This window comes from Xanthomonas campestris pv. campestris str. ATCC 33913 (genome assembly GCF_000007145.1).
Lineage (GTDB): Bacteria > Pseudomonadota > Gammaproteobacteria > Xanthomonadales > Xanthomonadaceae > Xanthomonas > Xanthomonas campestris.
This window is the reverse complement of record NC_003902.1, coordinates 727,421-741,684: the sequence shown is the minus strand read 5'-3', so window position 1 is coordinate 741,684 and position 14,264 is coordinate 727,421. Positions and strand designations below refer to the sequence as shown.

The 14,264-nt window shown below is 58.3% G+C and carries 12 protein-coding genes and 2 pseudogenes; 9 read left to right on the top strand and 5 right to left on the bottom strand.

The genetic code is table 11. From position 1 onward, the window contains the following. Positions 1–38 precede the first annotated feature (38 nt). The 9 genes and pseudogenes from XCC_RS22735 to XCC_RS03155 all read left to right on the top strand — a co-directional run. Complete coding sequence (locus tag XCC_RS22735) at positions 39–386, top strand: WxcH protein (protein WP_011035861.1); 348 nt, start codon at positions 39–41, stop codon at positions 384–386. A gap of 48 nt (positions 387–434) precedes the next feature. Further along, positions 435–1,538, top strand: a complete 1,104-nt coding sequence (locus tag XCC_RS03190; RefSeq protein WP_011035860.1) for a DegT/DnrJ/EryC1/StrS family aminotransferase — start codon at positions 435–437, stop codon at positions 1,536–1,538. Continuing rightward, positions 1,523–2,494 (top strand): glycosyltransferase family 2 protein, encoded by a 972-nt coding sequence (locus XCC_RS03185; protein ID WP_011035859.1) that lies wholly within the window; start codon positions 1,523–1,525, stop codon positions 2,492–2,494. Before XCC_RS03190 ends, XCC_RS03185 begins: the two co-directional genes overlap by 16 nt. After that, the gene (locus XCC_RS03180) at positions 2,491–3,420 is read left to right on the top strand and encodes a WxcM-like domain-containing protein (RefSeq protein ID WP_011035858.1); all 930 of its coding nucleotides are present in this window, start codon (positions 2,491–2,493) and stop codon (positions 3,418–3,420) included. Before XCC_RS03185 ends, XCC_RS03180 begins: the two co-directional genes overlap by 4 nt. Continuing rightward, complete coding sequence (locus tag XCC_RS03175) at positions 3,407–3,856, top strand: GtrA family protein (RefSeq protein ID WP_043877828.1); 450 nt, start codon at positions 3,407–3,409, stop codon at positions 3,854–3,856. Before XCC_RS03180 ends, XCC_RS03175 begins: the two co-directional genes overlap by 14 nt. A gap of 11 nt (positions 3,857–3,867) precedes the next feature. After that, a complete protein-coding gene (locus XCC_RS03170) occupies positions 3,868–6,060 on the top strand; it encodes a hypothetical protein (RefSeq protein ID WP_011035856.1) in 2,193 nt (730 codons plus the stop codon). Between the two features lie 175 nt (positions 6,061–6,235). Then, a pseudogene (locus tag XCC_RS03165) lies at positions 6,236–6,575 on the top strand (transposase); the annotation flags it as partial. Between the two features lie 73 nt (positions 6,576–6,648). Continuing rightward, positions 6,649–7,757 (top strand): IS3 family transposase gene (locus XCC_RS03160; protein WP_087942921.1). Its coding sequence is split into 2 segments (ribosomal slippage): positions 6,649–6,910 and positions 6,910–7,757, totalling 1,110 coding nucleotides; the frame shifts between segments, so codons are not numbered across the junction. A gap of 19 nt (positions 7,758–7,776) precedes the next feature. Next, positions 7,777–8,133 (top strand): annotated as a pseudogene (locus tag XCC_RS03155) (IS5/IS1182 family transposase); the annotation flags it as partial. Positions 8,134–8,472: 339 nt separating this feature from the next. Here XCC_RS03155 and XCC_RS03150 read toward each other — a convergent pair. The 5 genes from XCC_RS03150 to XCC_RS03130 all read right to left on the bottom strand — a co-directional run bounded on the left by XCC_RS03150 (position 8,473) and on the right by XCC_RS03130 (position 14,247). Next, on the bottom strand, positions 8,473–9,411 hold the full coding sequence (locus XCC_RS03150) for an NAD-dependent epimerase/dehydratase family protein (protein ID WP_011035851.1): 939 nt from the start codon (positions 9,409–9,411) through the stop codon (positions 8,473–8,475). A 104-nt stretch (positions 9,412–9,515) separates the two neighbouring features. Then, positions 9,516–10,730, bottom strand: a complete 1,215-nt coding sequence (locus tag XCC_RS03145; RefSeq protein WP_011035386.1) for an IS4-like element IS1481A family transposase — start codon at positions 10,728–10,730, stop codon at positions 9,516–9,518. A gap of 113 nt (positions 10,731–10,843) precedes the next feature. Then, the gene (gmd, locus tag XCC_RS03140) at positions 10,844–11,788 is read right to left on the bottom strand and encodes a GDP-mannose 4,6-dehydratase (protein ID WP_011035850.1); all 945 of its coding nucleotides are present in this window, start codon (positions 11,786–11,788) and stop codon (positions 10,844–10,846) included. 81 nt (positions 11,789–11,869) lie between these two features. Beyond that, on the bottom strand, positions 11,870–12,469 hold the full coding sequence (locus XCC_RS03135; RefSeq protein WP_228442148.1) for a glycosyltransferase: 600 nt from the start codon (positions 12,467–12,469) through the stop codon (positions 11,870–11,872). Positions 12,470–12,504: 35 nt separating this feature from the next. Next, positions 12,505–14,247, bottom strand: coding sequence for a glycosyltransferase (locus XCC_RS03130; protein WP_011035848.1), 1,743 nt, complete (start codon positions 14,245–14,247; stop codon positions 12,505–12,507). Positions 14,248–14,264: the final 17 nt, after the last annotated feature.

Sequence of the window (14,264 nt, the reverse complement as noted above, 5' to 3'; positions counted from 1 at the left end):
TACTCTTCCCGACTACGCGGTTTTCTTGAAGGATCCAGATGCGGTCGACCGGCAGTGGCGCACAAATGATCCGTCCTGGCAGAACGTGTCGCTATAATTTCAGACCGATCTACAATGCCTTCTTTGACTCCCTCCCTGTGCCTCTGACCGCTTTGTGGAGAACCCGGATCTGGCGACAGCTGAGACCTTCACCGCTTCGGAAAGGGACTTCTGGAACAGCGGCGTACTTTCGTTCATGGGCGTTGCGCGGCCCGCAGGGTCTCACGCGCAGCTTGAAGAATCCGGACAACGTTCCGCCAGAACTGTTCGAAATTCAATCCGGTAGCTACCTGGAGCCAGACGATATCGTCTGGTTCAAAGATCAGTACAACCGTGCCCCACACTAGGCGGCACGTCATTCCAACTTCCACATCTACTCAAACTCTGCGGATCCCATGGACGCTCTGATTCCTGTCAACTCGCTTTCCCGCCACATCGCTCCCTTGCAGGACAAGCTGTCCCAGATCGCCGGCGACATCATCGCCAGCGGCTACTACGTCCTCGGCCCGAACGTGAAGGCCTTCGAGCAGGAGTTCGCCGGCTACTGTGGCGCCCGCCACTGCGTCAGCGTCGCCAACGGCACCGACGCCCTGGAACTCTCGCTGAAGGCACTGGGCATTGGCCAGGGCGATCGGGTCGCCGTGGTGGCCAATGCCGCCATGTACGGCACCAGCGCCGTTCTGGCCTGTGGTGCGGCGCCGATCTTCGTCGATACCGGTGCAGGCACGGGATTGATGTCCGTCGCCGCACTGGAGGCTGCGCTCGCGGGCAAGACCACGCCCAAGGCCGTGATCGTGACCCATCTGTACGGTCAGTTGGCCGAGATCGAGGCCATCGTCGCGCTCTGCCACGCACGCGGCATCAAGGTGGTGGAAGATTGCGCACAGGCGCATGGCGCAGAGCGCAATGGCCGACGCGCCGGCAGCTTCGGCGATATTGCCTCTTTCAGTTTCTACCCGACCAAGAATCTGGGCGCACTGGGCGATGGCGGCGCGATCGTGACCGGCGATGATGCCCTGGCCACCCGTGCAGCACAGCTTCGCCAGTACGGATGGACGGCCAAGTACACCAACAGCCTGCGCGGCGGTCGCAACAGCCGCCTCGACGAGCTGCAGGCCGCAATGCTGCGGCATATGCTCACCTCGCTGGATGGCTGGAACCAACGCCGCCGCGACATCGCCAACCGCTACGCGCGGGGGTTGTCCAACCCGAAGATTGCATCCGCTGGCGTGGTCGGTGCCGACAATGTGGCCCATCTGTACGTCGTGCGCTGCGACCAGCGCGATGCACTGCGCGCCCACCTGCAGGCTGCCGGCGTGCAGACCGAGGTCCACTACCCGCTGTGCGATCATCGCCAGCCCTGTCATGAGGGCGCTTTTGATTCTGTGGCGCTCCCCAATACCGAGGCCGATGCGATCTGCGTGATGACGCTGCCGTGCTTCCCGGAGCTGACCGACGAAGAAGTCGACCAGGTCATCGACGCATGCAACCGTTTCTGAGCGAGGTGCAATCGCCCTCCCTGAGCCTGGTTGTCCCGATCTATCGCAATGAAGGATCGATCGACGACCTGCTGCAGGCCGTGGACTTCATCGCACGCAGCGTGGATGGGGATTTCGAAGCGGTTTTCGTCGTCGACGGCAGCCCGGATCGCAGCTACGCCTTGCTGCGCGAAAAATTGCCCGGTTGCGCATTCCGTTCGCAACTGGCAACGCTGACCCGCAACTTCGGCGCGTTTCCGGCAATCCGCACCGGGCTGCAGCTCAGCACCGGGGACCTGACTGCGGTCATGGCCGCCGATCTGCAGGAACCCCCCACGCTGGTGATCGACTTCTGGCAGCGCTATGTCAGCGAACGCTATGACGTGGCGTTCGGCGTACGCGAAGCGCGCAGCGATCCGGCGGCCTCGAAGCTGGCGTCGACCTTGTTCTGGGCAACCTACCGGCGCATGGTCATCAAGGACATTCCCAAGGGTGGCGTGGATATCTTCGCTGTCAACCGTGGTTTCCTCGAGCGGCTGTTGCTGTTGAACGAAGCCCACTCCAGCCTGCTCGCACAGTTGTTCTGGCTGGGCGGCAAGCGCGAATTTGTCAGTTATCAGCGGCGCGAGCGGCAGCACGGCAAGAGCGCCTGGACCCTGAGCAAGAAACTGCGGTATCTGTCCGACAGCGTCTTTGCGTTCACCGACCTGCCGGTCCGCATGCTGACGGCGCTGGGCCTGATCGCGCTGGCATTCACCGCGCTGCTCGGTGCGCTGGTGCTGGCCGCAAAGTTCTCCGGGCTCGTCGCGGTACCTGGCTATACCCTGACCATTTTGACCATTCTCTTTTTCGGCGCACTCAATTCACTGGGCCTGGGTATCGTGGGTACCTATGCCTGGCATGCGTTCGAAAATACCAAGGCACGCCCACTATCGATCATGCAGTCGGTCGAAAACTTCGAAAAGGATACTCCGTGAGTCATTTCGTGCACCCCAATGCCCTTTGCGAAAGCGACACCATCGGCGAGGGCACCCGCGTCTGGGCATTTGCCCACGTATTGCCCGGCGCCCGCCTCGGTCGCGACTGCAACATCTGCGACGGCGTCTTCATTGAATCGGACGTAGTGGTGGGCGACCGTGTGACCGTCAAGTGCGGCGTTCAACTGTGGGACGGCGTGCGCCTGGGCGACGATGTCTTCGTCGGCCCCAATGCCACCTTCACCAACGACCTGTTCCCGCGCAGCCGGGTGTATCCCGAAAAGTTCCTCGGCACCGTCGTGGAATCGGGCGCGTCGATCGGGGCCAATGCGACCATCCTGGCCGGCACCACCATCGGCAGCGGTGCGATGATTGGCGCCGGTGCAGTGGTGACGCGTTCGGTGCCGCCTAATGCGATCGTGGTTGGCAATCCCGCGCGCATCGTTGGTTATGTTTCCGATAAGGACGCAACCGGGTCGGCCCCCTCGCCCACAGGCCAGGGAATTACCGATACCGCTGTTCCTGGGGTCAAGCTTTATCGGATGCCCAGCTTTGCCGATATGCGGGGCTCTCTCTCTGTCGGTGATTTCGAGACGTTCCTTCCCTTCAATGCGAAGCGCTATTTTCTTGTTTATGGCGTTCCAACGCAGGAGACCCGTGGCGAACACGCGCATAAGCGTTGCCATCAGTTTCTGATTTGTGTTTCCGGATCAGTCAGGGTTCTCGCTGACGACGGAACGCGGCGTATCGACGTTGAACTGAATTCACCAAGCCAGGGAATCCATCTGCCACCCATGATCTGGGGCACGCAGTACAAGTACTCCAAGGACGCAGTCTTGCTGGTCTTCGCGTCCGAGTCCTACGACACAGACGAGTACATCCGAGATTATTCCGACTTCAAATCACTTGCCAATGCGGCCCGGTGACTCAAGCCAAGCGCGAGAATTTGTAGATCGGCACCGCCCCCTGCTCGCGGTAGCTTTACGATTCTTACTGGGTGGCGCATTAAATACCGGGACCACCCTCTTATTGTATTGGTCTTTATTGTATTTTATTAAGTACCAATGGGCTTATCTGATAAGCTACTGTGCCGGAATATTACTTAGCTATTTCCTCAATACGCGCTATGTATTCCGAACCCAGCATACATGGTTGCGGTTTGCAATTTTCCCATTGATTTACGTGGTCGTCTATGCATTAGGAGCGCTTACGCTCAAGTTTTGCGTGGACCATCTGCGGGTTCCTGCAACTCTAGGCCCTTTACTTTCTATCGCGGTCACCCTTCCAGTTTCCTTTGTGCTCACAAGGATACTTCTGCGGTCCGACTCCAGCGCCCATAGCCAGTCCAAAACATCTGCCTAGAAGGCATCCAAATGAATTCCAAAACCTTGCTTCCTACCCCTACTTTCGTCAACCGCTGGGGCTTCGTCTTCCTGCCAGCGGCGATCGCCTTGGCACTGCTTTGGTTGCCTTTCGGCTTTAGTATCATCGGCTTGATCGAAGAATGGGATGTCCTAGGTCTATTCACGCTTTACGACCCCTTCTTTTGGGTCACTTCGGACGGTCCATTGGCGGCGCATCGGCTGCGTCCGCTGACGGTCGCCCCACATGCCCTCGCATATATGCTGGATCCCGATTCGTTTATCTGGTGGCATATATTGTTAATGGGATCGCTACTCACAAAAGCCATTGCGGGCGGCCTGATCGGCTGGTGGCTGACTGAATCGAAGCGCTGGTCCACTATTTTAGGCTTGATGGTGGTCTTTTTCCCCGCGGATACGATGCAGTTATCCTTCCGCGCATTCCACATCAATTGGGCTATCTCGCTATCCTTACTCGCGGTGGCACTTGCAGCGTATTCATTCACCCTACCCATCGCTTGGAAGCGTGGGCTGACAATCGTCATTGCCACAGTCTTTGCAATGTTGGCGACCTTCGCATACGAAGCCGCGCTCACCTTTGCAGCCGCTCCTTTTCTCCTGCTATACGCGCGCGTTGGCCTGCGAGCTTCTATCTCAGAGATCAAGAATCATGCAGCTGTAACCGCCATTTGGGTAACTGGTGCTCTGATCAATGTGGCCTACCTCATCTACGCCATTCGCAGCGGCGACACATACCAAGAAGCATTAGTCAGCCCTAACACTCAAAGCCAGGCCCTCGATAAGCTAAAGATGGTTATCGGAGTCGGCTATGGGCGCAGCTTATTTGGAGGATGGATTGATGCTGTGCTTATTGGCTGGTACGAATATCGCAGCCGATTATATCTGGTCGCTTCCGGAACGATCATAGGAGTGGCACTGTGGCAGTGCAGCAAGCATAGGATCGACCTCGATGCAACTTCCGAATCTTCTGCTCCAAAAGTTTCGCTGTATCGTATCGCGCTTGTCGCACTTATATTAATAGCGCTTGGATACCTGCCTTTTGCCGTATCGATGCCCCATCTATACACCTCGCAGCGAACATTTTTAGGAGCTACTGCGGGTGCCGCATTGTTGACAGTCTCCTTCTTCATCGCAGTTTCAAGACGTAGTTCTGGCGTCGCAATCGGCCTAGCTCTGCTAGCCATAACAGTGGCGTTTGCCGGTCAGCTCTTTCAATTCGAGCATTACCGCCGACTATCGCAGCAGCAGCAGACCATTTTGAACGATGTAGTGCGCAGCGTTCCTCCAATGTCGGCTCACCAGACACTTTTGATTATCGATGAGCGAGAGGAGCTGAATGATGTGTGGATGCTGCAAGATCGCCTGACGAGGGCACTCACCTACTTATATGATCGCCCTTTTAATGCGCCAGTAATATGCACTGCAAAAGGCCTCGTGTGGCAGGCCGCAGGAGCCGACGGTCGACTGGGTACCTGCAGTGCCACCGACAATGGTTGGGCATTGTTTAATGCAGGCGCATTCGATGGCGCTAAGGCAACCCCGGCGCGCGTGTTGGAGCGCAGCTCCACCATTGTCCTTACGCTAAGAGCAAATGGCAGTACTACGACTACCGTTTCAGCCCAGAATCTCGCTGACTATCGACGACAACTTATCAACGGGCACTCTGCTCTATCTGAGCGCTACCGCTCAGTAGTCGCTCGTCCCAGCTGGCCGCTGCATCTTGTGCAGTTCAACGAGCCGACTGGAGGAAGTACATTCAACTGGCAATTTGGTCGCTGGTGGGGTTTGGACACTCCAACCCGTGGTGCGGGATGGGGCGTCGGCGGTTGGACCCCTAGCCAGCGAAAATTACCTGTCTGGTACTCCATCGCGTGGAAGATTCAACCAGAAGCTACGCTCGAATTTGAGTTACTTCCTGATGCCCGCCTTTATGAGCTGAGCGCACGCATTCCTTACATGGTACCTCCGACGACATCCAGTACTATCCACATCAATGTCAACGGGCATCCAATCGACCTCCAGTGGTCGGATGGTCAGCACGTACGGGCAGAAGTGCCCGCTGAAGCATTGCGTGTAGGAGTCAATGTAATCACCTTCATAAGCCCGGTCACTAGCACTCCGCCGGCATTGAGCTTCCAGCTTGACTGGATCACGTTGCAGCCCGCTCAGTCCGTTGCTCATTGAAACAAGGTGTAGCCAAGTCGAATAACACGCCGCAAATATCTATTATTCGGTTGATAATCATTGAGGTGCCTGCGGGCACCTCAAACTGAATCGCTACGGGTAGCCGGGCAATCCCCCCGCGGAGTAGCAGACGCCAGAAGTGGAATTTTCTCATCTCCTTTTCCGAGGAGGTTTTATGAAGACATCCCGCTTCACCGACCGCCAGATCATCGCCATACTCAAGCAGGCCGAGGCTGGCACGCCGGTGCCGCAGTTGTGCCGCGAGCACGGAATCAGTTCGGCGACGTTTTACAAATAGCGTAGCAAGTTTGGCGGCATTGATGCTTCGCTGATGTCCCAGCTCAAGGAGCTGCAGGACGAGAACCGGCGCCTGAAAAGATGTACGCCGACGCCCAGCTCAGTGCCGACCTGCTGAAGGAGGCGATGGCAAAAAAATGGTGAGGCCATCTCAACTTCGGGAGATGGCCCGAACAGCGGTCGCAGTCCGACGCACGAACATCCGGCAAGCCTGCCGTGTCAGCCTCCCGTAAAATTGATCCAGCCATAGTTAGAGGTCTCCGGGCACACTAGCCACCAAGGAGACCAACGATGCGCAAGAGCAAGTTCACCGAGAGCCAGATTGTCGCCACGCTGAAGCAGGTGGACGGCTGCCGCCAGGTCAAAGATGTGTGCCGTGAGCTGGGCATTTCCGACGCGACGTACTACGTCTGGAAGTCCAAGTACGGTGGCACGGAGGCAGCTGACGTGCAGCGCCTTCGCGACCTGGAGACCGAGCACAGCAAGCTCAAACGCATGTACGCCGAGCTCGCGATGGAAAACCATGCATTGAAGGATGTCATCGCAAAAAAGCTGTAGACCCGGCGCATAAGCGCCCGCTTCTTGCCTGGCTCATCGAGCAGCATGACTGGAGCGAGCGCCGGGCCTGTTCGGTGGTTTGCGTGGCGCGCTCGACAGTGCGCTATCGGCGTCGTCCAGATCGGGATGAGGAGGTCATTGCGCTGTTGTCCGAATTGGCCGAACGCTTTCCCGAGCGTGGTTTTGGAAAGCTCTTTCAGATCATCCGCCGTCGCGGACATGTGTGGAATCACAAAATGGTGTGGCGCGTGTATTGCCTGATGAAGCTCAATCAACGTCGTCGCAGCAGGCGCCGGGTTCCGGCCCGTCATCCACAACCGTTGGCATGCGGAGCACACCCCAATGCCGGATGGTCGATCGACTTCATGTCCGATGCGCTGTGGGATGGTCGACGCTTCCGCACGTTCAATGTCATCGACGATTTCAGTCGGGAAGCCTTGGCGATCGAAGTGGACTTGAATCTTCCGGCCGACCGCGTCATCCGCACCTTGGAACGCATCGCAGCCTGGCGCGGCTACCCCGGCAAACTTCGCCTGGACAATGGCCCGGAGTTTGTCGCGTTGGCCTTGGCCGAGTGGGCCGAGCGCAAAGGTATCGCATTGGATTTCATCGAGCCGGGACGGCCGATGCAAAACGGTTTCATCGAACGCTTCAACGGCAGCTACCGGCGCGGCGTGCTGGACATGCACATCTTCCGCACGCTGAGCGAGGTTCGCGAACAGACCGAACACTGGCTGGCCGACTACAACCAGCAGATACCGCACGACAGCCTGGGCGGGCTGACGCCCGCAGAGTTCCGTGATCAACATCAACCGCAGACCTCTAGCTTTGGCTGGCATTGAATTACGGGGGGTCGACACGCTGCATGGCAAAGAAGACAGCGGGTTTGGCGACAGCGGCTACACCGGTGCGGACAAACGCGAAGAACTGCAGACCTGCAAGGCAGCATTCTTCATCGCCGTCAGGCCCTCGACGCTGCAAGCCATCGGCAATAAGCGGGAGCGTACTCAGGAACAGCGTTGGGAACACTTCAAGGCCAGCGTGCGCGCGAAGGTGGAGCATCCGTTCCGGGTGATCAAGCGCCAGTTCGGTTACACCAAGGTCCGCCATCGCAGCCTGGCGAAGAACACCGCGCAGGTGCTGACGCTGTTTGCGCTATCGAACCTATGGCTGAAGCGAAAGCAGTTGATGCCTGTCGTGGGGACGGCGTGCCTGTAACCCGGGCAGCACCCCGCAAACGCGCCGGAAACAGCAAAAAATCGAGGATCTGAGCGCCGTCAGCCTGGCCGATTTGGTTAGGCTCATCCTACGACGCCGTTGATCAGACCATCCCTAGGCGGTATCACGCCAGCGATGAAACTGGCGATGGCTGCATAACTCCACTTCTGGAGTCCTCCAAAAGCGGGGATTACCATTACCTGGCAAGGTTTCTTGCGACTGACGGTGCGTCACCTTTTGCGATAACGCTGAACAAGAATACCGCCACCATGCACTAATCGAGCTTCGGCTGAATTTTCCAGCCGAAGCTCGATTGCTCTCAATGCCCTTGGATTGCTCTCACTGCTCAGTGCTTGCAGCTTCAAGCATCCAGCGCAACGTATCCTCCAGCGCAAGACTCTGCCAATCGCCGATCAGCTCCTGCAATCTGGCATTGCTGCCAAGCAACTTCCTGACTTCATTCTGCCGAACGAATGCGGGATTCACCTGGACGTCGATGTCGTGGCCGGTGATTTTCGAGCAGATCCTGATGATGTCGCTCAGCGAACTGGCGACACCCGAACACACGTTGACGATCTGCCCTTCCGCAGCGGGTGCTTGCAGAAGCTTGCGATAAGCCAGCACGACCGATCTGACATCGCCGAAATCCCGCCACACTTCGGTGTTGCCCAACTCGATGGAAGAGGCGCGCGATGCGAAATGCGAAACAATCTTGGGAATCAGGAAATTGGTCGCCTGACCGACCCCCGTGTAGTTGAATGGGCGGGCAATCACCAGGGGCAGGCGCTCGTGCCACAAGCTGGCGACATATTCCATGGCGAGCTTGCTCACCGCGTAGTCGTTCGCGGGCGAAGGCGTGACCGACTCGTCGATCACGCCCTCGGTTGCATTGCCGTAGACATTGGCACTGCTCGCGATCAGCACCCTCTCTGGGCGGTGTTGGCTTGCGGCCAGCGCCTGCAGCAGGTTACGCGTGCCGAGCAGATTGACCCGATAAAAATCGTCGGCATCCCCATGACCGACAAAGGCCACTGCAGCCAGATGCACAACGTAGTCGGCTTGGGCCTGCGCAACGACGCGAGCGACGTCGGCAGCGTCACGCAGATCCATCGGCCAGAACTCGTCGGTTGCGCTTGTACCGGCACCGTCGCAACGGGTCCCAACACCGATCACGGTGCAGCCCTGCTCCTTGAGCTGCTGGGACATGTAGCGTCCGGTGAACCCGGACGCGCCACTGACCAGAACCCGCTTGCCTTTCAGCTCAGAATGAGAAGCCACGCTCGTTCCTCTTGAGATCGGCCTCGACCATCATCTGGCATAACTGCTCCAGCGTGGTTTCAGGCTTCCAGCCGAGGATACGGGTACTAAGGTATCCCCACGTTTTACACCGTAAGCGTCATCTGCTCGCGCACTGCCGCAGGCAGTGCGCGCAAGCGCCCTATCCACCGTGAGACGGGTTCCATCGGCCACTGCCTGACCAGCGCTTCTCGGCCGATGCGTAGCGTGGAGTAAAGCTTGCGTGTGCTGTTGCGAGGAGACAGCCACTGGGCGATACCGGTCGCTTCGCATCCCAGCCCCGCCAACCAGCTGGCGAATGCAGCCAACGTATTGATCAGCAGCAGGATCTGCAGTCGCTCGCCGCGTCGGGTCAAACTGTCTTCCAGCGCCTGGCCGTAGCGATGTGATTTCAGATCGCGAAATGCAAGCTCGATCTGCATCCGTCGTGCGTACACATTGACCAACTGCTTTGCGCTGGGCGCCTGCAGCTGCGGGGATGCAACGATGAGCCAAGGCTCGCGCTCGCGCGCTGCGGCCTTCAGACTCGATGACGCACGCGAGACTTTGGCGGGTGAGCGGCGATTGCACTGTTTGCGCCCTTGCCGTGCCTTGGCGTAAATCACCAACCTGCAATCGAGTGGATCGCTGCGATTGGCCTGCATCGGCGGTAACTCGCATGCACGATTGGACGCCAACACATGCAGTTTCCGGCTGTCGATCCACTGATCTGCTTCATCCCGCACGTCCTGCGGCTTGACTTGCGTGCGCCCGCGCAGTCGCCCAACCCAACACCAGCCCATGGCCGATACAGCGCGGAACCACGGTGTCCGGAAGCCGGCGTCAGTGACCAGGATCGGGCGAACATCGTCCGGAACCAGTGCCCTCAGTTGTTGCAAGAAGCGTCTTTCTGCACCAGGCGATCCCTGCTGCTTTCCTGGCACTACCATGTCCAGCAAGGTAAGCGTGCGGCCGCCCACCGGCACCGCTGCGCGCAGCAGACACCACGATTTGTCTGGCTTCAGATCGCTCCAGTCGATGACGATTACCGGCTGCGCGCCGCGCAGCAGCCAGTGCGCCATCTCGTGGTCGATCACTGATCGCTCGACCTGCAAATTGCGATTACTCAACAGGCGATCAACTGCCTTGAGCGGCGCGCGCACCCGCAGTGCGCTCGGCCACGAACGTGCGATGTCCATCAGTGTCAGCCTGCGTCCGTGCAACAACGCCTCGACCGCATGCAGCAACGCGCGTTCGCGCAACGCATGCATCCCGGACAGTGAGTTGGGCAGGCACTTCTGCAATACTTCGCTGGCGCGCATGGTCGTCAACCTTCTCTGGCTTAGTCACCTTGAAGATTGCGCCATGCGCGCACTTTCTTCCAGGCAATTACGTCGCAAGTGATTGATTTGCCAGGAGGAAATGTGGGGAAACCTCAGATACGGGTAGCCTTTTCTGGATCTCCGATCAACAGCTCCACTTCTGCAGGGCGGTGGAACTTCGGGTTGATACGCATGACCACCTTGCCGGTGGCAGTGTCCACCGCAGTTTCTTCAGCGTCCTTCCCACGGAACTCGACGTCGATGCCCGCACCCTTGAATGCCATGCTCACGAAATCACGCACAGTCTCGGTACGGTTGGTGGCAAGAACGAAGGTGTCAGGCTCGTCGGCCTGCAACATGCGCCACATTCCTTCGACATATTCGCGAGCGAAGCCCCAGTCACGCTTGGCGTCCAGGTTGCCCAATTCCATGCAGTCCAGCAGGCCTAGCTTGATCTTGGCCACCGAGTCGGTGATCTTGCGCGTCACGAATTCACGCCCACGCAATGGGCTTTCGTGATTGAACAGAATTCCGCTGCATCCAAAGATGTCGTAACTTTCGCGGTAGTTCACCGTCATCCAGTGCGCGTAAAGCTTGGCGACCCCGTAGGGGCTGCGTGGATAGAACGGCGTGCTTTCGATCTGAGGGACCGCCTGCACCTTGCCGAACATCTCAGACGTCGAAGCCTGGTAAAAGCGGATATCTCGGTTGACCTGGCGAATTGCCTCCAGCAGGTGGACCGGACCTATACCAGTGATTTGTGCCGTTGTGGTCGGCTGATCAAAAGACACACCGACAAAACTCTGAGCTGCCAGATTGTAGACCTCTGTCGCGCCGGTGCTCTCAAGCATACGGATGCTCGAGCCAAGATCGGTCAGATCGTATTCGATCAAATTAAGATTCGGGTGAGCTGCGATTCCAAGCTCTTCGATCCGCCAGAAATTGACCGAACTCGTACGGCGATACGTGCCGAACACGCGGTAACCTTTGTCCAACAACAACTGGGCGAGGTAGGCGCCATCCTGGCCGGAGATTCCGGTAATCAACGCAGTTTTCATTTCACAAATTCTCTTATGTTTATGTAATATTGCGACTTCAGGTCAGCACAGGACCGGGTGATTCTCGATGTCCTGTGGAGCTCAACGCGCTGACAACGGCTTGCCGCCCGCACCGCAGAACGTCTGCTTGCCCTGATCGGCACACTTGGTGAACGGGCCGTAGTCGAGGGGCTCGATCTTGAAATCGCTGAACCAGGCGACGCTTTCCTGCACCAAGCCAAATCGCAGACTCTTACCGACCACCGCCTCGGCAGGCACCTCGGCGACCACTTCCGCAGACGCACCCGCGGGGATCCCCTCGGGTGGAAGCGGAGCGCGCACGAAATCCTTTGCCGATACAACTCCGGACGCGTCTACCAGAGAGATAGCCAAGTTGACCGGCAATTTACCTTTTGAACTGATGGTGGACTTACCCGCATTGGTAACCGATACCACGGCCCTAATCACCTCACCACTATTGGCAATGACCGGATCTGAAACGATGGCGTACCGCGCCCCCACCTGCTCTTGCGTCAGGGGCATGCTCATGCCGGGCGCATCGGATGCAGATGCAGCCTTTTGCGGCGCGGCGCTCGCGGCCTGACCTACATCTGGCGACTCGGAACAGCCGGTAAAAGTAATCGCAGTTGCAAGCGCGACGACAGTGGCCGAAGAGAGGGGGAATTTCATAAAAATTTTCATGGACGTGGACCTGGTTTGGATGAATGTGACCCGCATTACTGGGGAGCTTCTACGCGTACGAGTAGCCGGGCGGGTACAAACCCCCGACTTTTGAACCAAGAAACTGATTCCTGGACAAGGTCGACCTCCAGGACATAATCGCCCGGCGCGTCTGGCGCTTGAAGTGTTATAAGCTGCTCGCCGGACGATGCCGGCTCAATTACCTCTTCAAGCCACTGGCGCGGCTGTTCGGGTGCCAGCGGGACATTGCTGGAGTGCCAGAAGTAACCAATATATATGCCAAACGGCATTACAGAGTGGTTCGATGGACTCAGCCACTGAACCTTGCTGTCATTGGTCAACACCAGGCGCACGGTCAGCATGCTTGATGGCTGCACCACGCCCAGATGAGTGTTGAGCAATGCAGCACTGCCCTGCCAGGCATCTGGCGGCAGGGCTTGCGTATGAGGGTACGGGCTGACCCTAGCGGAGATCATTCGTCCATAAGAATCGAGCCCTCGCTCAGCCAGTGCTGCCAGCGCAGAATCGACCCAACGATCCCCTCGTAGAGACGCGCGGACATCGATTCGCTGCACTTCCCGAGCCGCCGGGGATTCCAAGTCAATCCTGAGGCTGGCCAATGCATTGGCCACGCGATCTCTAAACGCAGAGAACACACGGTTGGATTTGAGTAGCCTGACATAGCGATCAGTGGCGGCGTATGGATCTAGCTCGGGGCGGCCGGCCTGATCCTTACATTCCTCTGCCCAATACGAATAGGCCGTTGAATCGAGCGCAAGCCGCTGCAACAGACTCCCCAGAACATCGGGACATTCGGGGGTGGGGGGCAATTTCCTCACACAGGACGGCAGTTCCGCATACCATGCCTGATCCGACACCACCACAGGCAGGCCCGCCTGCAACGCCTTGGACACCACTGCGGATGCTTCGCCCATCGTCGGCTGACGAAGCGCGATCATCAGGTCGGCGCGCGCGAACATATCCCGGAATTGCTCGTCGTCGATGCGGCCGTGATTGACCAATCGCACGTTCTGCAAACCCGAAATTCGTTCAAGCTGAAGCTGTACCGCAGGTTCGACATCTCCAGCTATTTCGAGGGTAAGCGGGCGAGTCAACACGGGGTCGATCTGCAATAAGGCCTCAACGATCCAGTCGAACCTGCGATTCGCTTGCCCTCCCCCCATCACCGCAATGGTATTGAGGCAATCACGCACACGATGCCGCGCGGCGACAGGATAGAGCTGCGGAATGACCGTAACAGGCAGCCACGGAAACTCTTTTGCAACTCTCTCAGCCGCGTACCTGGAATGCACGACCACCTCAAGCGCCAACTTCGTCGCCACCTGGTGAAGTGGGTAGTGCACGACTTCGTCACGTCCCCAGATCGGAGTGCCGTATCGCAGTGCAAGCGTTGCGTTCTTCACATCCGCAGCGGAGTGCCATTGCTCCAGCACCCGCGCGTATCCATCGCTGAGAAGACCTTCGTCGCTCAGAACACCCGCAACCATATGGTGCAGCACTAGATCATGCAGATGAACAATGCCGGGCACCTGTGCCATAAGTGGAAGCATCCAACCGTGGAAGGCGGGATGATTTCCCATCTGGTACACGATCGCATCCGCTTGCCCAAGCTCATCGATCACCTGCTGCATGCCCATGCGCTCGACGTCACCGCGCACGACGGTGTGGACCTGTACGCCCCGATCGCGCAGCAGTTCCACCAGCCCGGCCGAATACTCGGCGATACCGGAATGCTCAGGAGGCAATGGCCCGACCATGGCAATTCGGAAGCGCG

Coding starts and splice junctions, on each gene's coding strand:
- XCC_RS22735 (WP_011035861.1), top strand. CDS start 39: ATGCGGTCGACCGGCAGTGGCGCACAAATGATCCGTCCTGGCAGAACG.
- XCC_RS03190 (WP_011035860.1), top strand. CDS start 435: ATGGACGCTCTGATTCCTGTCAACTCGCTTTCCCGCCACATCGCTCCC.
- XCC_RS03185 (WP_011035859.1), top strand. CDS start 1,523: ATGCAACCGTTTCTGAGCGAGGTGCAATCGCCCTCCCTGAGCCTGGTT.
- XCC_RS03175 (WP_043877828.1), top strand. CDS start 3,407: ATGCGGCCCGGTGACTCAAGCCAAGCGCGAGAATTTGTAGATCGGCAC.
- XCC_RS03170 (WP_011035856.1), top strand. CDS start 3,868: ATGAATTCCAAAACCTTGCTTCCTACCCCTACTTTCGTCAACCGCTGG.
- XCC_RS03145 (WP_011035386.1), bottom strand. CDS start 10,730: ATGCGCGCCAGCGAAGTATTGCAGAAGTGCCTGCCCAACTCACTGTCC.
- gmd (WP_011035850.1), bottom strand. CDS start 11,788: ATGAAAACTGCGTTGATTACCGGAATCTCCGGCCAGGATGGCGCCTAC.
- XCC_RS03135 (WP_228442148.1), bottom strand. CDS start 12,469: ATGAAAATTTTTATGAAATTCCCCCTCTCTTCGGCCACTGTCGTCGCG.
- XCC_RS03130 (WP_011035848.1), bottom strand. CDS start 14,247: ATGGTCGGGCCATTGCCTCCTGAGCATTCCGGTATCGCCGAGTATTCG.